Genomic DNA, 25,946 nt, shown 5'->3' on the forward strand with positions numbered 1-25,946 from the left:
AGTAATACTTTTTAGACAGCCACTTCTTTATATACCAGATGTTTAATCTACAATCAATATAAACTCACTTCTTCTATTAGCTTGATGTTCTTCTTCACTACACTTGGTTTCTTTCGGACATTTATTTATAAGCTCGGTTTCCCCGTATCCTTTTCCCGTTAATCTACTGGCATCTATCCCGCCTACTTTTATAAGATAGTCTATAGTAGATTTATTTCTTCTATTGGACAATACTAGATTATATGCTTTTGTTCCTCTGGAATCTGTATGTGATCTTACATCTACCCTAATTTCTGGATATTCTTTCATGTAATTTATAATCTTCGCTAATTCTATTTCGGCTTCTTGCCTTATATTAGACTTATCATAATCAAAATAGATAGGTTCTAAATCTAGTAGTTTAAATAAATCTACTTCGCTTGGTTTTAGTTTTACGACTAATTCCATATTTTCTTCTCTTTCTGAATTAATAGTAAAATCTTGAATATGTTCTTTATAATTATCTTTGGTTACTTGAATTTTAAACAAGCTCTTACTCATTGGTAATTTCAAATCAAATGTACCACTTGCATCCGATTTTAAAGTTTTAAGAACTTTACCTATATTATCATAAATCACGACATCTGCATCTGTTATGGTTTGGTTTGTATTCCTGTCCAGTATAGTTCCTGCTATAAACTGCAAACGCGGGTTTCTTGTAAAGCTATAAATATCGTCATCGCCCTTTCCGCCTTCTCTATTTGATGACAGATAGCCCTTTAACGTTTCCTCGTTTATTATGTATTCAAAATCGTCTTTTGGACTATTGATTGGTTTTCCTACATTGATAACTTTGTTATTTGAGCTGCTTATGTTTTCAATATCCTTAAACGCAAATACATCTAAGCCTCCTAATCCTGGATGACCATCAGATGAGAAATACAGCGTCCCGTTATCACTTACATAAGGAAAGTTCTCTCTACCTTCCGTATTTATTTTTGGACCCAAATTTTTTGGTTCGCCATAGTTACCATCTTCTTTTATCTCTACTACATAAATATCTGAAGCTCCTAAAGCACCGTCCATATCTGATGAAAAATAAAGTTTGGTATTATCTACACTCAGCGCTGGGTGCGCTACATTGTAGTCATCATTATTAAAGGGCAAGGATTCAATGTTTGTCCATACACCTTCTATTAATGTTGCTTTATATATTTTTAGTCCGTGGAGTCTTTTTGAATTCTTCTTAAACGCTCCTTTGTAGTAATTGTTTCTTGTAAAGTATACCGTTTCACCATCTTTGGTAAAGGCTGTAGATGATTCATGGTATCTTGTATTTATAGATCCTTTTATTGCCGATGTTGTACCATCGGTTTTCATCTCATAGAGATCTAAAAAGGGCTGTTCGTTCCAATTGTATAACTCCTTGCTTTTTCCTCTTGAGGATGCAAAAACCAAACGGTCCTGATAAATGGAGGTACCAAAATCTGAGAATGGTGTATTGATTTCTAAGTTATTCATCTCAAAATCATCAGAATGCTTATCTATAACACTTAAATAATCCGATTTAAACCGTTTGCCCCTGGTGTCTTCTGGTCTTAAGGCTATAAACTCTTTTAGTGCTTCATCGGCTTTGGTGTAATTGCCTATTCCTTTTAAAGCTTGTGAGTATCTAAAATAGTTTTCCGAATTTAAGCCCTCTACTTTTAAACCTATTAATTCACCATACCATTTTGAAGCTTCTTTCATCTTGCCATTATAATAAAAGGAGTTTGCTAAGCTTTCTAACACCTCCGGTGATCTATTACCTGACTCTACTGCTGCCAATAATTGCTTTGTAGTCTGCACATAGGACAGGTCATCGTATGTCTTTTTTGCTCTTTTGGTTATACTTCCTTGAGACAAGGATACATTAGTTAGTAGTAATGTCAATAACACTAATATGAATATTCTTTTTTTCATGTCCTTTATCTTTTTAGAAGAATCTTGGTGATAATATTCTTCCTATTTGTTGCAATTCAAATCTTAACATTATTTCATGAGAACCACTATTATAATTATTCAAATTTGTGGTCGTTAAATCATAGGCATATCCTATAAACAAGCCTTCGCTTATTTGAAACCCTGCCAAACCACTAATGGAATCATCCCATCTATAGCCTAAACCTAACGTTAGTTTTTCATGGAATAAAGCATTTATAGATAGGTCTGCTATTAGTGGGGCTCCTGATACACCTTTTACTAAAACAGCTGGTTTTAACTTCATATTTTCACTCATATCAAACACATAACCTCCTATTAAAAAATAGTGTAACCGTTCGGTGGCTATAGATTCTTGTACACCATCATAATGTTCTGTTGTAAAAAAGTTCGGTACGGACAGCCCCAAATACCATTGTTCTGAATGTAAATATAAACCAGCGCCAACGGTTGGCGAAAACAAGTTTAGATTATCATTAAAGACTCTGTCGGGATATTGATATACACCTTTGCTCCAATCCGTATTTAATAAATGAAAGCCTCCTTTTAATCCAAATGACAGTTCTGTACCTCTAATTTCATCTATAGGTATGGTATATGAAAAGTTAACATCCACATTGGTTTCGCTCGAAGGTCCTAATTTATCACTCCCCAGATTTAACCCCAATCCAAGACGTTTGTTTCTTAACGGGGAATGGGCTCCAAAAGTTATTGTTTTTGGAGCACCATCAATACCGACCCATTGAGTACGGTACAGCCCTGTTATACTTAACACGTCTCGCTGACCAGCATAGGCTGAATTCACACTCATTGTATTATACATGTACTGTGTATACTGAGGGTCTTGTTGTGCACTTAATTCTATAGATAATAGTAATGCAAACACTACTAAAATTAAGTCTCTTGTTAATGACGATTGTTTTATCATTTTTAATTTCTTTAGTTATTTGTTTTCTATTCTATCTATTTATATATAACCAGCCTACTTTTGGTTTGGATCCATCTCCTAAGTCCAATACATAGTAGTACGTACCTACCGGTAACATTTCAGTACCATTTATAGTAGATCTTCCATTTGATATCCCATCAAACTCATTATTGTAACTCTGCTTCTTATAGACTATGTTACCCCAACGGTTATAGATCTCTAATCTATTATTAGGGTAATTTTCTATACAGTTAATGACCAAAAGTTCATTAACACCGTCGCCATTTGGCGAAAATTCGTTAATAACTATTAAACAGCCTAATTCAGTTTCTGTAGGGTCGTCCTCTGTATTACCATCCACATCATCACCATCATCACTTACATCACTTATTATTTCAAAACTTGGCGTGATTCCTGATGCTTCGACACTATTGCTTAAACCTCCTGCGTTGATTGCTTGTTGGTTAATTTCAAAAGTAGCAGTATAGGTTGCTATCTCGCCTACTAATAAGGTGCCTTCTACACTACCTAGATCGGCATCATCAAATACTGGTTCTTCTGTTAATGTCAATGGATTACCGTTTATATCCGTGAAGGTATCTACCAATGTTATGTTGGTTATGGTAACATTTCCAGTATTTTCAACCTCGATTGTATACGTAATGGTATCACCCAATCCTGTATCGGAATCATCTACAAGTTTGGTCACTTCCAGCGCTCCCATACAATTAGCTGTTGCTGTTACTGCTACGGTGATATCTGCCGGTCTGTATGAACATGGATCCAGGAAATCAGTTGGCACTTCACCATCTGGCGGACTTAACTCATCGCCGTTTGTTACGCCATCGCCGTCACAATCCGCTGCGTTCCATGTGGCACTTGGGGCTACATTGGCACTTACCAATACAAACGAACATGGATTCTGTGGATCCGTACCATCAGTTACTTCTATATCATTAGTCACACCATCACCGTCACAATCTGCAGTTGATGTTACGGCTGTAGTGATACTTGCTGTTAAGAATGAACACTCATCTAATGGATCGGTACCATCGGTTACTTCATCTCCGTTAGTTACACCATCGCCATCACAATCTGCTGTGTTCCAAGCTGCACTTGGTGCTACACTGGCACTTGCCAATACAAATGAACATAGATCGTGGGGATCGGTGCCATCTGTATCTTCTACATTATTAGGTACACCGTCACCATCACAATCACTTGTAGATGTCACAGCTTCAGTGATACTTGTTGTATTGAATGAACAGTCATCTAACGGATCAGTACCATCAGTTACTTCTGTAGCGTTAGTTACACCGTCTCCATCACAATCTATTGTGTTCCAAGCTGCACTTGGTGCTATACTCACACTTGTTAGTACGAATGAACATGGATCCTGAGGATCGGTGCTATCGATGTCTTCTACATTATTTGGTACGCCGTCACCATCACAGTCTGCAGTTGAGCTTACTGGTAAGGTGATACTTGGAGTATTAAATGAACATTCATCCAACGGATCGGTACCATCGGTTACTTCATCTCCGTTAGTTACGCCATCACCGTCACAATCTGCTGCATTCCATGCCGCATCTGGTATTACGCTCGCACTTGCCAGTACAAATGAACATGGATCCTGAGGATCGGTGCCATCGGTTACTTCTGTATCGTTAGTTACACCATCACCATCACAATCATTAGTTGCACTTACTGGTAAAGTGATACTTGCTGTCAGGAATGAACAGTTATTTAATGGATCGGTACCATCGGTTACTTCATCTCCGTTAGTCACGCCGTCTCCATCACAATCACTTGTATTCCATGCTATACTTGGCGCAACACTTGCACTTGTCAATATAAATGAACAGCCATCTAATGGATCGGTACCATCAGTTACTTCAGTACCATTGGTTACACCGTCGCCATCACAATCAACAGCGTTCCATGAGACACTTGGTGTTACAGTAACATCATCTAGGTTATAGTTACAGAAGTCATTTGGATCAGTTGGTGTTCCACCACTTGGAGGAGTAGATTCATCACAATCAATAACACCATCACCATCAGAATCAATTGAACTAATCATTACAACTACCGTTGCCGTGTCCGTCTCCGCAGAACATGCGCCAGTTCCCGTCACGGTATAAGTATAGGTATCGGCCGTTGTTATAGGGAAGCTTACAGCTGCACCGCCAGATGTCGTCCATGCGCCACCTGCATCTTCGCCCGTTAAGTTAGCCTCTAGCTGTGCCTGGGTAACGCTGCCCGTAGAACAGATCGTTATGGCTCCGCTGCTAGATCCCGCCTCTGGGGCCGGGGTAACGTTTACAACTACCGTTGCCGTGTCCGTCTCCGCAGAACATGCGCCAGTTCCCGTCACGGTATAAGTATAGGTATCGGCCGTTGTTATAGGGAAGCTTACAGCTGCACCGCCAGATGTCGTCCATGCGCCACCTGCATCTTCGCCCGTTAAGTTAGCCTCTAGCTGTGCCTGGGTAACGCTGCCCGTAGAACAGATCGTTATGGCTCCGCTGCTAGATCCCGCCTCTGGGGCCGCTTGTATTGTAAGTCCAACCTCATCCGAAGTCACATCTTTACAAACATTTGTCGTACTTATAATAACCACTCGATATTCTCGTCCTGAATGACCAATGGGAGCAGCTGTTAAAGTTAAAGTCGCCGTATCTGTTCCAGAATAAATCCCTGTATTCGATAAATTGTTCCATGCACCTGCTCCTATTTTTTCTTGCCATTGATAAACCAGGTCATCTCCAGAATCAACAACTGTAAATGTGGCATTACTTCCTTCGCAAATTGTACTCGCTGTCGGCTGTGTTGTTATTCCTCCTAATGTAGATGCAGTAGTTACAAATGAATTAGTTCCTTGTGGACTTCCAATATTTGTGGGAACTCCATTACTATCTACACTACCTTCGTCATCATCTGCTAAATTATTACTACTTGTTAAATCACCGGCAACAAAACTTCCTGATCCTTCAATGGCGTCATAACAACCATCTCCATCGCTATCTACATCCAATAAATCCGGGATTGAATCTGCATCAGAATGTATCAATGTTAATGGTGTACCTCCATTATCTGGATCGGCTATATCTGACCAACCATCATTATCCGTATCGACCAATGCACCTGTTCCAATGAATCCATCACCATCACCATCAACACCTCCCGCTTCAATAACATCATATATCCCATCATTATCACTGTCTAAATCTAAATAATCCGGGAAACCATCACCATCGTTATCATATAAATCATTTACACCATCTCCATTGGCATCTGTAAATGCTGGAAATCCTGGTGTCGCATCACTGCTATCCAAATAGTTCGCTATACCATCTCCATCGGCATCGCCACTTGGATCAAATGCAGAACCTCCCGCCTCTTCTGTATCTAAAATACCATCACCATCACTATCTAAATCACAGAAATCTTCAACACCATCGCCATCTCTATCCTGGGTTTCTACAATAGTATAATAGGATATAATACCTCCCATAGCTCCATCCTGAGCTCCATTAGTATTTGTATCTTCTGGCGCTTGATGCACTCCAGCAATGCCTCCTTGTAAATCAATAATAATATTCGCTGGTGGTACTGCTAAATTGTGAAGAAACACACCGCCACCGCCACCGCCTCCAGGGCCGTGCAATACATCTGTACCTAAATCCTGACCATCTCCTCCAGATATATCAACATTTACAGTACCAGAATACGATTCTATATCAAAAGCAACAGAGCCTCCAGCACCGCCTCCGCCTCCGCCATCAATACCTGTTCCAGGTGCCACTGAATCTGCGCCTTCCGCAAAAATAGTATGGTTATTACCTACTATGTGTCTGGCACGTATTACTACAATACCTCCTCCATTGGTAGCTATCGCTGGATTTAAATTAGTGATATAACCTGCGCCACCTGCGCCTCCCAAAAAAACCCTTCTTTGAGCCAAATAAGTAGATAAACTTACACCTCCTAATCCACCTGCATCTGCACCTCCTGGATCAGTATCACACCATCTTTTACCTCCTATACCTCCAATCCCATAGTTGGAACCTCCTCCCCCTCCAGAATCTCCAGCAACGCCACCGCCGCCGCCGTTTGCTCTAGGGCTTCTACCTCGGTTGGCACTCGGATCATCTACAACAATTCCTTGTCCTTTAGGTGAAGATACCGTATTTGTAGAAGGAAAAACCATTTGTGTATCTGGATCAGCTGCACAAGAATCTGAAGAACCGTTCGCACTAACCGTAACGCCATTATAACCCATTTCTCCCGCATCGATATCTGCATTAAGCGTTAATGTATCTTCTACAAAAATGGCTACGACACCACCTGTTCCTGAAACTGGATCCCATGGAATACCTGAAACCGTTCCATTTACATTGACATTATTACTAAAATTCGGAACTCTAACCAATTGTACAAGTCCTGGTACATCATAAGTATTTACCAATGGACCATTTGGATAAATATCATTCCCGATAATATTCGAAATAGTAAAAAATTCATAATTACCAGCATTACCTATATCTGTAATCGTACCTCCTGACGATGTGTTTGTGGTATTTATAGTCGCCCCTTTCATTTGAATGATTAAAACCTTATCTCCAATTGAAAAGGCAGAGACATCTCCAACTGTAATAGCATTTAAACATGCTGCTGAAGTATTGCATGGGCCACATCCCGGAAAGGTTATACCTGAAACCGCTTGATAGTCATTTATGACTCCGCTAATATTAGTTTGGGATATTGCAGAAAATGAAAATAGCAAGCTTACACATATCAACAAATGTGAGTACTTTAATTGTTCTTTTTTTAATTCGAAACTTTTAAGAAATAAATCTATTTTATTTCTTAATGAAATATAGATGTAGGGTCTCATTTTTGGAGAGTATATAGTTAATAAATAAGGTTAATTGCTTATTAATATCTTATTGATAAATAAGTGACACTGTAAAAGCAGAAGTCGTGTTATAAAAAGTTTGACAATTTAAAAGGTTGCTTTTACTTTTGTTTGGAGGTTGAGTAGAAAAATCCATATGTTTAGAGAGTATGTTAGTAGACATTGTTATAATAGCGATTATTCTTTCATTTATTAAAATGCAATTCAAAATCGATGAAGTGCATTTTTAATCGATGAAGTGCAAATATATATTTTTTATACACTTTTGCAAACAAAATCATTTTTTTTTTGACTATTTATTACTATATGTAATCTATTACTCTCTTACGCATGTGGTTAATACTTTCACAACAACCAATATGTCATATAAAACTACCTGATTTACCAACATATAGCATATGCGAGTTTAAAGAAAAAGTTATTAATAAATAGTTTTAAAAAATCAAGTTTTATCTTCATATTTATTTTTTTGGGGCTCAAGAACTTTAGTTTGTAGTCATTTTAACATCTTTCTTCCTATATTAAAGTTCATTGTTCTTCTTTTCTTATTATCTCACAATCTTTTAAATTCAATTGACATTTTTATAAAAGGTAGCATAGTCTAGATAATACTAACAAATTATTAGATAGACTCATAGAAATTGCAATACTGATAGTATTTTTCATTAATTAAAAATTAAGCTATACTGATAAAAACATTTTTAACTAATAGACGTGTAGGGCAATGTTTTTTTTGCGTACTCCAACTAATGAGTTATAAAATCTTGGAGAAACTATATGAAAATACCATTTAATGAACTACCCGTTTTATCCCATATACTGCTAATGTATGTTGGAAAATAAGTCAGTCCTGCAAGCACTGTAATTATACGCCCTAATCACCCAAAATTTCATATCATTATTTTTTACATACTCTTAATCGATAAAACATATGGTTCCGAATACCTTCGTTATTTTACTACATATTAAAGTATAGTAGTTTATAGTATCGCATAACTGTTTTTAAAAAACTTTAATACCAAGATGAGTTCATTATATATATATTATATTTGCAACCCATTTGTATAAATAGTTATGAGTTTTTTAGAGGAAATACAGCGCAGACGTACCTTTGGTATTATTTCACATCCCGATGCAGGTAAGACTACTTTAACCGAAAAGTTATTACTTTTTGGTGGTGCTATTCAGGAAGCTGGTGCTGTAAAAAGCAACAAAATAAAGAAAGGTGCTACCAGTGATTTTATGGAAATAGAACGCCAGCGTGGTATTTCTGTTGCTACTTCTGTTTTGGCTTTTGAATATAATGGTATAAAAATTAATATTCTTGATACACCTGGACACAAAGATTTTGCTGAAGATACTTTTAGAACACTTACTGCAGTTGATAGCGTTATTGTAGTAATTGATGTGGCAAAGGGCGTAGAAGAGCAAACTGAAAAATTAGTTGAAGTTTGTAGAATGCGGAACATTCCAATGATCGTTTTCATTAATAAAATGGATAGGGAAGGGAAAGATGCTTTCGATCTTTTAGATGAAATTGAACAAAAGCTGGGATTAAAAGTGACACCTTTAAGTTTTCCAATTGGTATGGGTTATGATTTTAAAGGTATTTATAATATTTGGGAAAAGAATATTAATTTATTTAGTGGTGATAGCAGAAAAGATATTGAAGAAACTATTGAGATTAAAGATTTAACATCTTTAGAGTTAGATACGCTCATTGGTAACAAGGCCGCTCAAACTTTAAGGGATGAAATTGAACTTGTTGATGGTATATATCCTAAATTTAAGAAAGAGGATTATCTTAATGGTGATTTACAACCTGTATTTTTTGGTTCTGCTCTAAATAATTTTGGTGTTAGAGAGCTATTGGATTGTTTTATTGAAATTGCTCCCAAACCAAGAGCTAAACAAAGTGAAGAGCGTTTAGTGAAGCCCGATGAAAATAAATTTTCTGGATTTGTTTTTAAGATACATGCTAATATGGATCCTAATCATAGGGATCGTTTAGCTTTTATTAAAATTGTATCTGGTACATTTAAAAGAAATACACCTTACCTACATGTAAGAAACAAGAAAAAGTTAAAATTTTCTAGCCCGAATGCATTTTTTGCAGAGAAAAAAGAAATTGTAGACATTTCTTACCCAGGTGACATTGTTGGCTTACATGATACGGGCAATTTTAAAATTGGTGATACGCTTACCGAAGGTGAAACTATAAACTATAAAGGAGTTCCTAGTTTTTCTCCTGAGCATTTTAGATACATTAATAATGCAGACCCTTTAAAATCCAAGCAACTTTTTAAAGGTATAGACCAGTTAATGGATGAAGGTGTTGCCCAATTATTTACACTAGAGCTTAATGGCAGAAAAGTAATTGGAACTGTTGGCGCACTACAGTATGAAGTGATTCAGTACAGACTAGAGCATGAATATGGAGCAAAATGTTCTTACGAAAATTTAAATGTGCATAAGGCGTGTTGGGTGGATCCAGAAGATTCTAAAAGTGAGGAATACAAAGAATTTGTTAGGGTTAAACAACGTTTTCTTGCGAAAGATAAGCAAAATCAGCTGGTATTTTTAGCAGATTCTCCCTTTTCATTACAGATGACACAGCAAAAATATCCTAGTATAACATTTCATTTTACCTCAGAATTCAACTAATTCTCACGTGTATTTCATCGATTTTTTTGCTTTTAATCGATTATTCAATGTATTTAATCAATTATTTAAGTATTTAAATTAATCTCTACATAGATTTAAAAAGAATTACAGCCTTAAAAGAACCTACTTATGAAAACTAAAGACAATGTTTTCAGTAATTCAGATATTACTGTAACTTATAATCCCTGTGCTTGTACACATGCTGATCATTGTGCAAAAGAACTTTCAAATGTATTTCAAAATTCTGTTATTCCTTGGATCGACCTTGAAGGTGCTCCTACTAAGAAAATAATACGGCAAGTTAAAAAATGTCCTTCTGGAGCCTTGAGTTTTCATTATAACAAAAAAGAGAAAAAAGTAGCATAAAAACCTAGATTTTTTAGCCGTAATTGTCAATAGGCTAAAATGAGCCCATTTAAGCCACTTTATAGTTATACTATCTAACGATAAGATAGAAATCTAAAAAAAGAGTAGAAACTAATTTATTAAAATCAATAGATTTTTTTAAGTATAGTTAGTAACTATAAAAACAAACTACTTCGCAAGCACACAAAGTATTAAATTTCAAAAAAAGAAAAACCGAAGCTAGTTTTGAGGGTATAATACCAATTATTACTCAAAACAACCCCTATAATTTGTTTAGTTCACTATCTTTCATTTTAAAAATAGGTGTTCATGAATCTTCGATTTCTATTTTGCTCATATTTCAATATTAAACATGTGCTCAGCTTGACTGGGTATAAAACCATAACTAAGGCTATGATTGAATTTTCTATCTTATCTGACCAAAATATAATTCAAATTATTTATAGCTCTTTTTAAATAATAATTGGTATAAAACCACTAAAAAGCATTCTAAAAAGTATCACTCTAAATACAATATATCTATCTGCCACAGACAGGGAATCTTATAAAAGATTTACAAAACATAAAATGCTTCGCTATTCCTAGAATAACGAAACAAATACTTTCCAACCAACTCTTTATTTTATACTTGGCGCAAAATTTAATGGTATTGGTGGTTGCCATATAAAAAATTTCGAGCAACGCTCTATTTTTACAGGCTTACTTACCATAAAAGTTAAGCTTGTCCTGTTGGTCCAAAATTTAATGGTATTGGTGGTTGCTCGTAATCTTTAATTTCCCCATGGGCATTCTCAAATCGTGCTACATTATCACCTAAAGCTTTAAGCAACCTTTTAGCATGTTGTGGCGTTAATATTATTCTAGACTTCACTTTACTTTTTGGAATCCCAGGCATAATATTTACAAAATCTACAACAAACTCTGAAACTGAATGATTGATAATAGCTAAGTTAGAATAGGTCCCTTCTGCTACTTTTTCATCTAATTCAATATTTATTTGGCCTTGCTTTTGATTGTCTTTTTCGTTTGCCATAGAAAATTTTATTTTTTACTTCCATGTAGGTGGAAGCCTTATTATACATCTATTTAATTTAAAAAAAGCCTTCAAGTTTATATACATGAAGGCTTTTGCTTTATTGTTCCCAGTAGCTATAAACTATTTGAGATCCTGAAACAAGTTCAGGATAAATTCGGTTATCTGATTTTGCCTCCCTTTTCAAGGCTACAAAATCAGAACCTCATTTAATTATAATTCAATTCTTGTTTTACTTGCATCATTTCATCAAACTCTTCTTTAGAGCCTACAATGATATCTGTATACCTTCGCATACCTGTACCTGCTGGAATTCTATGACCAACAATTACGTTTTCTTTCAATCCTTCCAAACTATCTACCTTACCAGCCACAGCTGCTTCGTTAAGGACCTTCGTTGTTTCCTGGAACGATGCTGCTGAAATAAATGATTTAGTTTGAAGTGAAGCTCTTGTTATACCTTGCAATATTGGAGTAGCAGTTGCTGGTTTTGCTTCTCTTGCCTCAACAAGTTTCTTATCCTCTCTACGCAAAATGGAGTTTTCATCTCTTAATTCACGAGGTGAGATAATTTGTCCTGCTTTAAGATTTGTTGAATCTCCAGCATCTTCAATCACTTTCATTCCGAAAATATCATCATTTTCTTTAATAAAATCGGCTTTATGGGCCAATTGATCTTCTAAGAAAATAGTATCTCCTGAATCTATAATACGTACTTTACGCATCATTTGTCTTACAACCACCTCAAAGTGCTTATCGTTAATTTTCACACCTTGTAAACGATATACTTCCTGTACTTCATTCACTAAATATTGTTGAACTGCAGACGGTCCCTTAATATTTAAGATATCGTTTGGTGTAATAGAACCATCGGAAAGTGGCATACCTGCTTTTACATAATCATTTTCCTGAACAAGAATTTGATTCGATAATTTAACAAGGTACTTCTTAATTTCTCCTAATTTAGATTCTACAATAATCTCACGATTACCTCTTTTTATCTTACCAAAAGAAACCACGCCATCAATTTCACTAACTACAGCTGGGTTTGAAGGGTTACGTGCCTCGAACAATTCGGTTACACGAGGTAAACCTCCTGTAATATCACCTGCTTTAGCAGATTTACGAGGTATTTTAACTAAAACTTTTCCAACTTTAATCTTATCGCCATCGTCTATCATTAAGTGAGCTCCAACTGGTAGATTATAAGAACGTATTGTTTCTCCTTTTGCATCTGCAATATGAAGCGTTGGGATAAGTTTCTTATTTCTGGATTCAGAAATTACTTTTTCCTGAAAGCCTGTTTGTTCATCAATCTCAACTTGATAGGTAACACCTTGTTCTATATTTTCATATTTTACTTTACCAGCAAATTCAGAAATAATAACACCGTTATATGGATCCCAAGAGCAAACAACATCGCCTTTACTTAAATTATCACCATTTTTAACATATATGTTAGAACCATAAGGAATATTGTTCGTACTTAAAACAATGCCTGTTTTCTTATCTGTAAGTTTAAGTTCTGATGTTCTGGAAATAACAATATCAACTTCATTTCCTTCGCCATCTTGCCCCTTAACTGTTTTTAAATCTTCGATTTCGGCAACACCATCAAATTTGACAGCTAATTTATTGTCTTCAGAAATATTACCAGCAATACCTCCTACGTGGAATGTACGAAGTGTTAGCTGTGTTCCTGGCTCTCCAATTGACTGTGCCGCAACAACACCAACCGCTTCACCTCTTTGTACCATTTTACCTGTCGCTAAATTACGTCCATAACATTTAGCACAAATGCCTTGTAAAGCTTCACACGTTAAGGCAGAACGTACTTCTATACTTTCAATAGGAGATGCTTCTATGGATTTAGCAATATCATCTTCTATTAGTTGACCTGATGCTACCAACAACTCTTCTGTTATAGGGTTATAAACATCATTTAAAGCAACACGACCAACGATTCTCTCTTCAAGGGTTTCTACAACTTCATCGTTTTTCTTTAATGGCTCAACTTCTACACCTCTTAATGTACCACAATCTTCTGTATTTATAATAACATCTTGAGATACATCAACCAAACGACGCGTTAAATAACCTGCATCTGCGGTTTTAAGAGCCGTATCCGCAAGACCTTTACGCGCACCGTGCGTAGAGATAAAGTATTCTAAAATTGAAAGTCCTTCTTTAAAGTTAGAAAGGATTGGATTTTCAATAATCTCCCCGCCACCTGCATTAGATTTTTTAGGTTTTGCCATTAACCCACGCATACCTGTAAGCTGGCGAATCTGTTCTTTAGATCCACGAGCTCCTGAGTCAAGCATCATAAACACCGAGTTAAATCCTTGTTGGTCTTCACGAATACGCTTCATTGACAACTCTGTCAATTCAGCATTTGTAGATGTCCAAATATCAATAACTTGGTTGTAGCGTTCGTTATTAGTTATAAGTCCCATATTGTAGTTACCCATGATACCATCCACTAAACCATTGGCATGATCGATCATACCTTGCTTTTCTGGCGGAATGATAATATCACCTAAACTAAATGATAATCCTCCTTGGAAAGCAAACTTAAATCCTAAAGTTCTAATGGCATCTAAGAAATCGGCCGTTTCCGGAACTGATGTCACTTTAAGAATTTTTCCAATAATATCTCTTAATGATTTCTTAGTAAGTACTTCATTAATATAACCTGCTGCTTGCGGTACATGTTGGTTGAACAATACACGACCAACCGTAGTTTCTACAATTGCTGGCGCCAATTTACCCTCTTCATTAATATCAATAGTTCGTACCTTAATGCCTGCATTTAAATCTACTTTTTTCTCGTTAAAAGCAATAACAACTTCTTCTGAAGAATAGAATGTTAAACCTTCTCCTTTAATTGGTAATTCGGGCGTTGACTTACGTAACTTGGTCATATAGTATAAACCAAGTACCATATCCTGAGAAGGTACGGTTACTGGAGATCCATTCGCTGGATTCAGGATATTATGAGATGCCAACATTAATAATTGACATTCTAAAATCGCTTCCGGTCCTAAAGGTAAATGTACCGCCATTTGATCACCATCGAAATCGGCGTTAAATGCCGTACATACTAATGGGTGTAATTGAATTGCTTTTCCTTCAATTAATTTTGGTTGAAAAGCTTGAATACCCAATCTATGTAAAGTAGGCGCACGGTTAAGTAATACTGGATGTCCTTTAAGAACGTTCTCCAAAATATCCCAAACCACAGGCTCTCTTTTATCTATAATTTTCTTAGCTGATTTTACAGTCTTTACAATACCTCTTTCAATTAATTTTCTAATTACAAAAGGCTTGTAAAGCTCTGCTGCCATATTTTTTGGCAGTCCACATTCAAATAATTTTAATTCCGGTCCAACAACAATTACAGAACGTGCAGAATAATCAACACGTTTCCCAAGTAAGTTTTGACGGAAACGTCCTTGTTTACCTTTTAATGAATCTGACAATGATTTTAACGGTCTGTTAGAATCTGTCTTAACAGCTGAAGATTTACGTGTATTATCAAATAATGAATCTACAGACTCCTGAAGCATACGTTTTTCGTTACGTAAAATAACTTCTGGTGCTTTAATTTCAACCAGTCTTTTTAGACGGTTATTACGAATAATAACACGACGGTACAAATCATTTAAATCAGACGTTGCAAAACGACCTCCGTCTAGTGGTACTAGCGGACGTAATTCTGGTGGAATAATTGGAATCACTTTCATAATCATCCATTCTGGACGATTTTCTCTATTTAGATTAGATTCGCGTAAAGATTCTACTACTTGTAAACGTTTTAAAGCTTCAGTTTTACGCTGTTTAGACGTTTCTGTATTTGCTTTATGACGTAATTCGTATGATAACGTTTCTAAATCAATTCTAGCTAGCAGTTCAATAAGACATTCAGCTCCCATTTTCGCAAGAAACTTATTAGGATCTGTATCGTCTAAATATTGATTATCTTGAGGTAGTTCTTCTAGAATATTCAAATATTCTTCTTCTGTTAGGAAATCCATTTTTTGTAATGGTTCGCCTTCCTCATTTTTGGCATTACCAGGTTGAATGACTACATAACGTTCGTAGTAAATAATCATATCTAATTTCTTAGATGGTAAACCTAATAAGTAACCTATTTTATTTGGTAACGAACGGAAATACCAGATATGGGCCACAGGAACAACTAAATTAATGTGTCCTACGCGATCACGACGTACTTTCTTTTCTGTTACTTCTACTCCACAACGGTCACATACGATTCCTTTGTAGCGAATTCTTTTATATTTACCACAAGCACATTCGTAATCCTTTACAGGACCAAAAATACGCTCACAGAACAAACCATCTCGTTCTGGTTTGTGAGTTCGATAATTGATAGTTTCTGGTTTTAAAACTTCACCTCTAGATTCTGCTAAAATAGATTCTGGTGATGCTAAACCAATTGAGATTTTATTAAACCTCTTTACTGTATTCTTATCTTGTTTTCTTGCCATGTTCTTCTAGTATTCAGTCTCAGTCTCAGTATTCAGTCCACATACTGGAAACTGAACACTGCGACTGCATACTTTTTTATTCTTCTAATCTAATATCTAATCCTAATCCTTTCAATTCGTGCATAAGTACATTGAAGGATTCAGGTAGTCCTGGATCTGGCATTGGTTCTCCTTTAACAATACTTTCGTAAGTTTTGGCTCTACCAATTACATCATCGGATTTTACCGTTAAGATTTCACGTAGCGTACTTGATGCACCATAAGCTTCAAGTGCCCAAACTTCCATCTCTCCAAAACGCTGACCACCAAATTGTGCTTTACCCCCTAATGGCTGTTGCGTAATTAATGAGTAAGGTCCTATAGAACGTGCGTGCATTTTATCATCAACCATATGTCCTAGTTTCAACATGTAAATCACACCAACTGTTGCTGGTTGATCGAAACGTTGCCCAGTCCCACCGTCATATAAATAGGTATGTCCGTATCTAGGAATTCCAGCTTCATCTGTAAATTCATTGATTTGGTCAATACTGGCACCGTCAAAAATTGGTGTGGCATACTTGCGGTCTAATTTTTGACCAGCCCAACCTAATACAGTTTCGTATATCTGACCGATATTCATACGAGATGGTACTCCAAGTGGATTTAATACAATATCAACTGGGGTTCCGTCTTCTAAGAAAGGCATATCCTCTTGACGAACGATTCTTGCTACAATACCTTTGTTACCGTGACGTCCTGCCATTTTATCACCTACTTTAAGCTTACGTTTTTTAGCGATATAAACTTTAGCTAGCTTGATAATACCTGCTGGTAATTCGTCTCCTACAGAGATTGTAAACTTCTCACGTCTTAAGGCCCCTTGTAAATCGTTTTCTTTAATCTTATAGTTGTGGATTAAATCCGCAACCAGTTGATTAGTATGTTCATCTGTTGTCCATTTACCTGATACTAAGTGCGCGTAATCATCTACAGCATTTAACATTTTTAGTGTGAATTTTTTACCTTTTGGTAATACTTCTTCTCCTAAATCGTTAAAAATACCTTGAGCTGTTTTACCATTTACAATAGCGAAAAGCTTTTCAATTAAAGTATCTTTTAAGGCATCAAATTTAGCATCGTAAATACCTTCTAATTGTAAGATATCATCTTTATCTTGAGCTCTCTTACGCTTATCTTTTACTGCTCTGGCAAAAAGTTTCTTTTCAATCACAACACCATTTAATGATGGTGAAGCTTTTAAAGAAGCATCTTTTACATCACCTGCTTTATCACCAAAGATGGCACGTAATAATTTTTCTTCTGGAGTTGGATCCGATTCCCCTTTAGGCGTAATTTTACCTATAAGAATATCGCCAGGTTTCACTTCTGCTCCTACTCGAATCATTCCGTTTTCATCCAAATCTTTAGTGGCTTCTTCTGAAACGTTAGGAATATCGTTGGTTAGCTCTTCGTTACCTAACTTGGTATCTCTAACTTCTAAAGAATACTCATCTATATGAATCGATGTAAAGATGTCTTCACGTACTACTTTTTCTGAAATTACAATCGCATCCTCAAAGTTATACCCTTTCCAAGGCATAAAGGCTACTTTCATATTTCTACCTAATGCCAATTCCCCTTTTTGAGTGGCATAACCTTCACATAAAACCTGACCTTTTGTAACTTTATCTCCTTTAGTTACAATTGGTTTTAGGTTAATAGAGGTTCCTTGGTTCGTCTTTCTGAATTTTACTAACTGGTAGGTTTTAATATCACTATCAAAACTTACTTTAGCTTCGTCATCGGTACGATCGTATTTTATTTTAATTTCATTTGCATCAACATAAAGCACTTCTCCATGACCTTCTGCATTAACCAATACACGAGAATCTGAAGCGACTTGGCGTTCTAACCCTGTACCAACAATTGGTGCTTGAGGTAATAATAACGGTACTGCTTGACGCATCATGTTAGATCCCATCAAGGCTCTATTTGCATCATCATGCTCTAAGAATGGAATTAAAGATGCTGAAATTGATGATATCTGGTTGGGTGCCACATCTGTATAATTTACAGCTGTTGGCTCTATTACCGGAAAATCACCCTCCATACGGGCAATGACTTTATCGTGTAATATTTTACCGTTTTCATCAACTTTAACTGTTGCCTGTGCAATTAATTTCTCTTCTTCTTCCTCTGCACTTAAATATATTGGTTCATTTTTTATATCAACAACGCCATCTGTTACTTTTCTATAAGGTGTTTCAATGAATCCCATAGAGTTCACTTTAGCATATACTGAAAGTGAAGAAATTAAACCAATATTTGGCCCTTCAGGTGTTTCAATAGGACATAAACGCCCATAGTGTGTATAATGTACATCACGTACCTCGAAACCTGCTCTCTCACGAGATAAACCTCCTGGTCCTAATGCAGATAAACGACGTTTGTGCGTTATTTCAGCTAATGGATTTGTTTGATCCATAAACTGAGATAATTGGTTTGTACCAAAGAATGAATTAATTACAGACGATAAAGTCTTAGCGTTAATCAAATCTATAGGCGTGAACACTTCATTATCACGAACGTTCATACGCTCACGAATGGTACGTGCCATACGTGCTAAACCAACACCAAATTGTTGAGATAATTGCTCACCGACTGTACGTACACGACGGTTAGATAAGTGATCAATATCATCAATCTCTGCTTTTGAGTTGATAAGCTCGATTAAATATTTTATGATAGTAATGATATCTTCTTTGGTAAGTACTTGCTTATCCATTCCAATATCCAACTGTAATTTTTTATTCATTCTGTAACGCCCTACTTCTCCTAAAGAGTAACGTTGGTCACTGAAGAATAATTTGTCTATAATACCACGTGCTGTTTCCTCATCTGGCGGCTCTGCATTACGTAATTGTCTATAGATATGCTCTACAGCCTCTTTTTCTGAGTTTGTAGGATCTTTTTGAAGCGTATTGTGAATAATAGCGTAATCGCCTTGTTCTGCACTTTCTTTATGTAAAAGAATCGTCTTTACATCTGCTCCAATAATTTCTTCAACATTTTCTTTATCTAAAATAGTATCACGGTCAAGCACAATTTCGTTACGCTCAATAGATACTACTTCTCCTGTATCTTCATCAACAAAATCCTCGTGCCAAGTGTTTAACACACGTGCTGCTAATTTTCTTCCTAAATACTTTTTTAATCCAGATTTAGATACTTTAACCTCTTCGGCAAGATCAAAAATCTCTAAGATATCTTTATCACGTTCAAAACCAATAGCTCTAAACAGCGTTGTAACAGGTAACTTTTTCTTTCTGTCAATGTAAGCATACATTACCTGATTAATATCTGTTGCAAATTCAATCCAAGAACCTTTAAAAGGTATCACTCTAGCTGAATATAATTTTGTGCCATTTGCATGGAAAGATTGACCAAAGAATACGCCTGGTGAACGGTGTAATTGAGAAACTACTACACGTTCTGCACCATTAATACAAAATGTACCACTAGGTGTCATGTAAGGTATCGTTCCTAAGTACACATCTTGAACAATGGTCTCGAAATCCTCATGTTCAGGGTCTGTACAATATAACTTTAACCTTGCTTTTAGCGGAACGCTGTATGTTAGCCCTCTTTCAATACACTCATCAATAGCATATCTTGGTGGATCTACGAAGTAATCTAAAAATTCTAAAACGAATTGATTACGTGAGTCTGTAATAGGGAAGTTTTCCATGAAGGTGTTATAAAGACCTTCATCACCTCTTTCTTCAGATTTTGTTTCTAATTGGAAAAAATCCTGGAAGGATTTAATCTGAATATCCAAGAAATCTGGATATTCCGTTCTATTTACAATAGACGAGAAATTTAATCTTTCAGCTTGTGTTGATAACATCAATGGACGGAATTATGATTAAAAAAATAGTTGTTAGCGTAGTAATAATTATATACGCAAAATGGTCTAGGTCTTGTCACGCCTTTAAAAGCGTGACAGACCTAAACCTTAATGTTTTTGAAATGGTAAGCTTATTTAAGCTCAACCTCAGCTCCTGCTTCTTCTAATGATGCTTTTAAACTTTCTGCTTCATCTTTAGATATGCCTTCTTTAATTGCGCTTGGTGCATCGTCAACTAAACCTTTAGCTTCTTTTAATCCTAAACCAGTTAATTCCTTAACCAATTTAACTACAGCTAATTTAGAACCACCAGCTGCTTTTAAAATAACATCAAATTCAGTTTGCTCTTCTGCAGCGTCTCCACCAGCAGCAGCACCTCCAGCAGCAACAGCAACAGCTGCAGCAGCAGGTTCGATACCATACTCATCTTTTAATATAGTAGCTAACTCATTTACTTCTTTTACTGTTAAGTTAACTAATTGTTCTGCGAAATCTTTTAAATCTGCCATTTTTCTATCGTTTTAATAATTTTTTAATAATAATATAATTGTAATAAGTGCGTACTTTTTAATTCTATCCTTCTTTTTCAGATAGTGTTTTAATGATACCAGCAATAGTTCCTCCACCCGATTTAAGTGCAGAAATAACATTTTTAGCAGGCGACTGTAATAATCCAACAATCTCTCCTATCAACTCTTCTTTAGACTTGATATCTACTAACATGTCCAATTGGTCATCACCAATATAAACTGCTTCTTCAATAAATGCTCCTTTTAATAAGGGCTTTTCTGATTTTTTTCTAAAGTTTTTAATAACTTTAGCTGGAGCATTTCCAGTTTCAGAATACATTACTGAAGTATTACCTTTTAAAACCGTAGAAAGTTCTCCAAATTCTCTATCTGAAGCTTCCATTGCTTTTTCAAGTAATGTGTTTTTTACTACTGCTAACTTTACGCCTGCTTTAAAACAAGCGCGACGTAAATCTGAAGTGTTTCCTGCATTTAATCCTGAAATATCTGCTAAATAAATGTTAGCATTATCGGCTAATTGTACAGTCAACTCTTCGATTACTTGTGATTTTTCTTGTCTTGTCATAATAAAAGTTTTTAACTAATTAACCTATCTTAGGATCAACAGCAACACTAGGACTCATTGTAGAAGACATAAAAATGCTCTTTACATAAACTCCTTTTGCCGAAGTTGGCTTAAGTTTCATTAATGTTTGTAATAATTCATTTGCATTCCCTGCAATTTTATCAGCACTAAATGATGCTTTTCCTATCGCAGCGTGTACAATACCAGTTTTATCAACTTTAAAATCAATTTTACCAGCTTTTACTTCTGTTACAGCTTTAGCAACATCCATAGTTACTGTACCAGTTTTTGGATTAGGCATTAAACCACGTGGTCCTAAGACACGTCCTAAAGGTCCTAATTTACCCATAACACTTGGCATAGTAATAATAACGTCAACATCTGTCCAACCACTCTTGATTTTATCAAGGTACTCGTCTAAACCAACGTAATCTGCTCCAGCCTCTTTAGCTTCCGCTTCTTTATCAGGAGTAACTAATGCCAATACTTTTACATCTTTACCAGTACCATGAGGAAGAGATACAACACCTCTTACCATTTGGTTTGCCTTTCTAGGATCTACTCCTAAACGTACAGCTAAATCTACTGACGCATCAAACTTTGTATTGGTAATTTCTTTTATTAATGCTGACGCTTCTTCAACAGAATAAATTTTTCCTTTTTCTATTTTCGCTGCAGCTTCTTTTTGCTTTTTTGTTAATCTTGCCATCTTATTAATGTCTTTTATAGATTAATTAGGGAATTGCCCTGTTACGGTTATACCCATTGATCTTGCAGTACCAGCTACCATTTTCATTGCAGATTGGATAGTAAATGCATTTAAATCTACCATTTTGTCTTCTGCGATGGTTTTAACCTGATCCCACGAAACTTTAGCTACTTTTTTTCGGTTTGGCTCTCCAGAACCTTTCTTCACCTTAGCTGCCTCTAATAATTGAACTGCTGCTGGAGGTGTTTTGATTACAAAGTCAAACGATTTGTCTTTGTAAACAGATATAACCACTGGTAATACTTTACCAGGCTTATCTTGGGTTCTAGCATTGAATTGCTTACAGAACTCCATGATGTTAACACCTGCAGCTCCTAAAGCGGGTCCAACCGGTGGCGACGGATTCGCAGCACCTCCCCGAACTTGTAATTTAACTACTTTACCTAATTCTTTTGCCATTTTTAATAATTTAGTTTGATGTTATCTTTCAATTGGAAGCGAAAAAATAACAACCTATCTTTAATGTAACACTATTATACTTTTTCTACTTGCATATAGCTCAACTCTAATGGTGTTTTTCTTCCAAAAATCTTTACCATTACTTCGAGCTTGCGCTTTTCTTCATTTATCTTTTCGATAGTACCATCAAATCCATTAAATGGTCCATCAATAACTTTTACTGTTTCTCCTTTAGTAAACGGGATAGCAACATTGGCAGTTTCTTCAACAGATAACTCATCAACCTTACCTAACATCCTGTTTACTTCAGATTGTCTAAGTGGCACCGGATCTCCTCCTTTAGTTTCGCCTAAAAAACCAATGACATTGGTAACCGAACGTATTATATGAGGTACTTCTCCCGTTAAATTAGCTTGAATCATTATATACCCAGGGAAAAACACTTTTTCCTTATGGATTTTTTTCCCATTTCTAATTTGGATCACTCGTTCAGTAGGAACCAGTACTTGATCAACATAATCTTGAAGACCCAATCGAGCTATTTCATTCTCGATATAAGTTTTAATCTTGTTTTCCTGACCACTTACCGCTCTAACAACGTACCACTTTTTTTCGCTTACTTCTGACATACAATCACCATTAATCATTAATTAATTAACTCAAAGTAATAACTAACAACCTTACTAAATACCGTATCTACTCCCCAAATTGCTAAGGAAAATATAATTGAGAATACAGCAACTAAAACTGTTAAACTTTGTGCTTCAGCCCATGATGGCCAACTCACATTATTTTTAAGTTCTCCAAATGATTCTTTTACGTAATTTACAATTCCAGCCATTTATTATATTTTTGAGCACTTTACTTCGTCTGCGTCCAGTAAAGGCTACATTCAGTGTAAACTTTATTTAGAAACTTTTTACTTATTATTATTTCTATTATTGCACGGATTGAGAAACTTACTTCCCTTCGTCTACGCTCAGGATAAACTCGCTCGGCATAAACTTCTCGCTCACAATCCTTTGCTTCGCACGGGTTGAGAGACTTACTTCGACTTCGCTCAGCATAAACTTCTCGCTCACAATCCTTTGCTTCGCACGGGTTGAGAGACTCGAACTCCCGACACCTGGTTTTGGAGACCAGTGCTCTACCAACTGAGCTAAACCCGTAAATATAAGTCAAGGTATTCCGAAAAACGAAATACCTTAACTCACTATTTTTATTCTAAAACTGTATTAGTCTAAAATTTCAGTTACCTGACCTGCACCAACTGTTCTACCACCTTCACGAATCGCGAAACGCAGACCAACATTCATTGCAATAGTGTTAATCAACTCAACAGTAATCGTTAAGTTATCTCCAGGCATTACCATTTCTACGCCATCAGGAAGTGCTATGTTTCCAGTTACATCAGTTGTACGAACGTAGAACTGTGGACGGTAGTTATTATGGAATGGTGTATGACGTCCACCTTCTTCTTTTTTAAGGATGTAAACCTCAGCTTTAAATTTAGCATGTGGTGTTACAGAACCTGGCTTACAAATCACCATACCTCTTGAAATTTGAGATTTCTCAATACCTCTTAATAAGATACCAGCATTATCTCCTGCTTCACCTCTATCTAATATTTGACGGAACATTTCGATACCTGTAATAGTAGATGTTAATTTCTCAGCACCCATACCAATGATCTCTACTGGATCACCAGTGTTAGCTATACCAGTTTCGATACGACCTGTTGCAACAGTTCCACGACCAGTAATTGAGAATACATCTTCAATCGGCATTAAGAAATCCTTATCAACTTCTCTTGTTGGCTCTTCGATCCAAGAATCACAAGCTTCCATTAATTCCATTACTGTATCAACCCACTTTTGCTCACCATTTAGTGCTCCTAAAGCAGAACCAGCTATAACAGGACCATTATCTCCATCATACTCATAGAAAGATAATAAGTCTCTAATTTCCATATCTACTAATTCAAGTAATTCTTCATCGTCAACCATGTCCACTTTATTCATGAATACAACGATACGAGGAATACCTACCTGACGTCCTAACAAGATGTGCTCACGTGTTTGTGGCATCGGACCATCTGTTGCTGCAACAACTAATATTGCTCCGTCCATTTGAGCAGCACCCGTTACCATGTTCTTTACGTAATCCGCGTGACCTGGACAGTCAACGTGTGCATAGTGACGATTTTTTGTTTGATACTCAACGTGAGATGTATTAATTGTAATACCTCTTTCTTTTTCTTCTGGAGCATTATCAATTTGATCAAATGATCTTGCTTCTGAATAACCTGCATCAGCTAATACTTTAGTAATAGCAGCAGTTAAAGTTGTTTTACCGTGATCTACGTGTCCAATAGTACCAATATTTAAATGTGGTTTTGAACGATCGAAAGTTGCCTTTGCCATGTTTTTTAAATAATTTAATCTTAGTTATATAATAATATTAGTGTGTTCTAATTTTTAATCTCTACTATAGAGCCAATGACGAGATTTGAACTCGTGACCTCTTCCTTACCAAGGAAACGCTCTACCCCTGAGCTACACCGGCGTAAAGTTTTTATTCCCTATCCTTTCAAACAACTTAACTATAGAGCTACATTAATTGAAAGAAGAGATCCTGCCTTCGCAGGAATTATAGAGCGAGAGACCGGGTTCGAACCGGCGACATTCAGCTTGGAAGGCTGACGCTCTACCAACTGAGCTACTCTCGCAATTCTTCAAAAAATTCCAAATATAAAATCCCAAATTCCATTCATTTAAAGGAAAGAGCAATAAAGACCTGGAAATCTTCAAAAGGTGTTTTCAATATTTCAATTCAAAAAAAAGAATTAACTCCCGCTGGTCGTTGATTCTGGATTGGAAATCCAATCCAAATAATTTCAAAATACAGTTTTACAAAAATAAGTTTTTGACAACTGCTTGTTTAAAATCACTTGTGGGGAGAGCAGGATTCGAACCTGCGAAGACGTAGTCAGCAGATTTACAGTCTGCCCTCGTTGGCCGCTTGAGTATCTCCCCGTACCAATCTAGAACTCAAAATTTTGAACTCTAAAAATTATTTTAATGAACTTCCTCAAAACCGCTATCATTTTGCTACTTTGAGATTCCTGCCTGCGCAGGAATTTGAAGAGCCGATGGAGGGACTCCCTTCGACTACGCTCAGGATAAACTTCCCGTCCCAAGTCAAAAAAAACAGCTTTAAAACCATTTAATCAACTTCCTTTTGCGCTATTCACATTTTTAGAGCCGATGGAGGGACTCGAACCCACGACCTGCTGATTACAAATCAGCTGCTCTAGCCAGCTGAGCTACATCGGCATTTTTTATACTTTTTTCGCATAAAAAAAGCCCGCTATTTCTAACGGACTGCAAATGTATAGATTTATTTTTTTAAT

At 36.2% G+C, this 25,946-nt stretch carries 15 protein-coding genes and 5 tRNA genes; 2 read left to right on the plus strand and 18 right to left on the minus strand.

Annotated elements, in window-relative coordinates; genetic code table 11:
• Positions 1-42: 42 nt before the first annotated feature.
• The 3 genes from PQO00_RS04695 to PQO00_RS04705 are packed head-to-tail and all read right to left on the minus strand — an operon-like array spanning position 43 to position 7,787.
• Entirely contained in the window at positions 43-1,941 is a 1,899-nt protein-coding gene (locus PQO00_RS04695; RefSeq protein ID WP_274183672.1) for an OmpA family protein, read from the minus strand.
• A 13-nt stretch (positions 1,942-1,954) separates the two neighbouring features.
• Positions 1,955-2,887 carry a type IX secretion system membrane protein PorP/SprF gene (locus PQO00_RS04700; RefSeq protein WP_274183673.1) on the minus strand — a complete coding sequence of 311 codons (933 nt, stop codon included), beginning with the start codon at positions 2,885-2,887 and terminating at the stop codon, positions 1,955-1,957.
• A gap of 31 nt (positions 2,888-2,918) precedes the next feature.
• A complete protein-coding gene (locus PQO00_RS04705; RefSeq protein ID WP_274183674.1) occupies positions 2,919-7,787 on the minus strand; it encodes a gliding motility-associated C-terminal domain-containing protein in 4,869 nt (1,622 codons plus the stop codon).
• A gap of 1,095 nt (positions 7,788-8,882) precedes the next feature.
• Here PQO00_RS04705 and PQO00_RS04710 point away from each other — a divergent pair.
• Both PQO00_RS04710 and PQO00_RS04715 read left to right on the plus strand, forming a co-directional pair.
• Entirely contained in the window at positions 8,883-10,472 is a 1,590-nt protein-coding gene (locus PQO00_RS04710) for a peptide chain release factor 3 (protein ID WP_274183675.1), read from the plus strand.
• A gap of 129 nt (positions 10,473-10,601) precedes the next feature.
• Positions 10,602-10,838, plus strand: a complete 237-nt coding sequence (locus PQO00_RS04715) for a (4Fe-4S)-binding protein (RefSeq protein WP_274183676.1) — start codon at positions 10,602-10,604, stop codon at positions 10,836-10,838.
• 715 nt (positions 10,839-11,553) lie between these two features.
• Here the strand turns inward: PQO00_RS04715 and PQO00_RS04720 are convergent.
• The 15 genes from PQO00_RS04720 to PQO00_RS04790 form a co-directional block, all read right to left on the minus strand.
• Positions 11,554-11,871 (minus strand): DUF3467 domain-containing protein, encoded by a 318-nt coding sequence (locus PQO00_RS04720; protein WP_274183677.1) that lies wholly within the window; start codon positions 11,869-11,871, stop codon positions 11,554-11,556.
• Between the two features lie 209 nt (positions 11,872-12,080).
• On the minus strand, positions 12,081-16,382 hold the full coding sequence (gene rpoC, locus PQO00_RS04725) for a DNA-directed RNA polymerase subunit beta' (protein ID WP_274183678.1): 4,302 nt from the start codon (positions 16,380-16,382) through the stop codon (positions 12,081-12,083).
• A 76-nt stretch (positions 16,383-16,458) separates the two neighbouring features.
• The gene (gene rpoB / locus PQO00_RS04730; RefSeq protein ID WP_274183679.1) at positions 16,459-20,271 is read right to left on the minus strand and encodes a DNA-directed RNA polymerase subunit beta; all 3,813 of its coding nucleotides are present in this window, start codon (positions 20,269-20,271) and stop codon (positions 16,459-16,461) included.
• A 131-nt stretch (positions 20,272-20,402) separates the two neighbouring features.
• Positions 20,403-20,780, minus strand: a complete 378-nt coding sequence (gene rplL / locus PQO00_RS04735; RefSeq protein WP_274183680.1) for a 50S ribosomal protein L7/L12 — start codon at positions 20,778-20,780, stop codon at positions 20,403-20,405.
• Positions 20,781-20,844: 64 nt separating this feature from the next.
• A complete protein-coding gene (gene rplJ, locus PQO00_RS04740) occupies positions 20,845-21,366 on the minus strand; it encodes a 50S ribosomal protein L10 (RefSeq protein ID WP_274183681.1) in 522 nt (173 codons plus the stop codon).
• Positions 21,367-21,385: 19 nt separating this feature from the next.
• A complete protein-coding gene (gene rplA / locus PQO00_RS04745) occupies positions 21,386-22,075 on the minus strand; it encodes a 50S ribosomal protein L1 (RefSeq protein ID WP_274183682.1) in 690 nt (229 codons plus the stop codon).
• Positions 22,076-22,096: 21 nt separating this feature from the next.
• Positions 22,097-22,534, minus strand: coding sequence for a 50S ribosomal protein L11 (gene rplK / locus PQO00_RS04750; RefSeq protein ID WP_274183683.1), 438 nt, complete (start codon positions 22,532-22,534; stop codon positions 22,097-22,099).
• Positions 22,535-22,608: 74 nt separating this feature from the next.
• Positions 22,609-23,163 carry a transcription termination/antitermination protein NusG gene (gene nusG, locus PQO00_RS04755; protein ID WP_274183684.1) on the minus strand — a complete coding sequence of 185 codons (555 nt, stop codon included), beginning with the start codon at positions 23,161-23,163 and terminating at the stop codon, positions 22,609-22,611.
• 17 nt (positions 23,164-23,180) lie between these two features.
• On the minus strand, positions 23,181-23,375 hold the full coding sequence (gene secE, locus PQO00_RS04760; RefSeq protein ID WP_274183685.1) for a preprotein translocase subunit SecE: 195 nt from the start codon (positions 23,373-23,375) through the stop codon (positions 23,181-23,183).
• Between the two features lie 255 nt (positions 23,376-23,630).
• Positions 23,631-23,703, minus strand: a tRNA-Trp gene (locus tag PQO00_RS04765).
• Between the two features lie 66 nt (positions 23,704-23,769).
• The gene (gene tuf, locus PQO00_RS04770; protein ID WP_274183686.1) at positions 23,770-24,957 is read right to left on the minus strand and encodes an elongation factor Tu; all 1,188 of its coding nucleotides are present in this window, start codon (positions 24,955-24,957) and stop codon (positions 23,770-23,772) included.
• Positions 24,958-25,027: 70 nt separating this feature from the next.
• A tRNA-Thr gene (locus PQO00_RS04775) sits at positions 25,028-25,099 on the minus strand.
• A 90-nt stretch (positions 25,100-25,189) separates the two neighbouring features.
• Positions 25,190-25,262, minus strand: a tRNA-Gly gene (locus PQO00_RS04780).
• Positions 25,263-25,487: 225 nt separating this feature from the next.
• Positions 25,488-25,569 (minus strand) — tRNA-Tyr (locus tag PQO00_RS04785).
• Between the two features lie 226 nt (positions 25,570-25,795).
• Positions 25,796-25,869, minus strand: a tRNA-Thr gene (locus tag PQO00_RS04790).
• Positions 25,870-25,946 lie beyond the last annotated feature (77 nt).

The sequence above is a fragment of the Flavivirga sp. 57AJ16 genome, assembly GCF_028736925.1.
Taxonomy (GTDB): Bacteria; Bacteroidota; Bacteroidia; order Flavobacteriales; family Flavobacteriaceae; genus Flavivirga.

Excerpts from the sequence above, each read along its gene's own strand:
- PQO00_RS04695 (WP_274183672.1), bottom strand. The coding sequence starts at position 1,941 with ATGAAAAAAAGAATATTCATATTAGTGTTATTGACATTACTACTAACT.
- PQO00_RS04700 (WP_274183673.1), bottom strand. The coding sequence starts at position 2,887 with ATGATAAAACAATCGTCATTAACAAGAGACTTAATTTTAGTAGTGTTT.
- PQO00_RS04705 (WP_274183674.1), bottom strand. The coding sequence starts at position 7,787 with ATGAGACCCTACATCTATATTTCATTAAGAAATAAAATAGATTTATTT.
- PQO00_RS04710 (WP_274183675.1), top strand. The coding sequence starts at position 8,883 with ATGAGTTTTTTAGAGGAAATACAGCGCAGACGTACCTTTGGTATTATT.
- PQO00_RS04715 (WP_274183676.1), top strand. The coding sequence starts at position 10,602 with ATGAAAACTAAAGACAATGTTTTCAGTAATTCAGATATTACTGTAACT.
- PQO00_RS04720 (WP_274183677.1), bottom strand. The coding sequence starts at position 11,871 with ATGGCAAACGAAAAAGACAATCAAAAGCAAGGCCAAATAAATATTGAA.
- rpoC (WP_274183678.1), bottom strand. The coding sequence starts at position 16,382 with ATGGCAAGAAAACAAGATAAGAATACAGTAAAGAGGTTTAATAAAATC.
- rpoB (WP_274183679.1), bottom strand. The coding sequence starts at position 20,271 with ATGTTATCAACACAAGCTGAAAGATTAAATTTCTCGTCTATTGTAAAT.
- rplL (WP_274183680.1), bottom strand. The coding sequence starts at position 20,780 with ATGGCAGATTTAAAAGATTTCGCAGAACAATTAGTTAACTTAACAGTA.
- rplJ (WP_274183681.1), bottom strand. The coding sequence starts at position 21,366 with ATGACAAGACAAGAAAAATCACAAGTAATCGAAGAGTTGACTGTACAA.
- rplA (WP_274183682.1), bottom strand. The coding sequence starts at position 22,075 with ATGGCAAGATTAACAAAAAAGCAAAAAGAAGCTGCAGCGAAAATAGAA.
- rplK (WP_274183683.1), bottom strand. The coding sequence starts at position 22,534 with ATGGCAAAAGAATTAGGTAAAGTAGTTAAATTACAAGTTCGGGGAGGT.
- nusG (WP_274183684.1), bottom strand. The coding sequence starts at position 23,163 with ATGTCAGAAGTAAGCGAAAAAAAGTGGTACGTTGTTAGAGCGGTAAGT.
- secE (WP_274183685.1), bottom strand. The coding sequence starts at position 23,375 with ATGGCTGGAATTGTAAATTACGTAAAAGAATCATTTGGAGAACTTAAA.
- tuf (WP_274183686.1), bottom strand. The coding sequence starts at position 24,957 with ATGGCAAAGGCAACTTTCGATCGTTCAAAACCACATTTAAATATTGGT.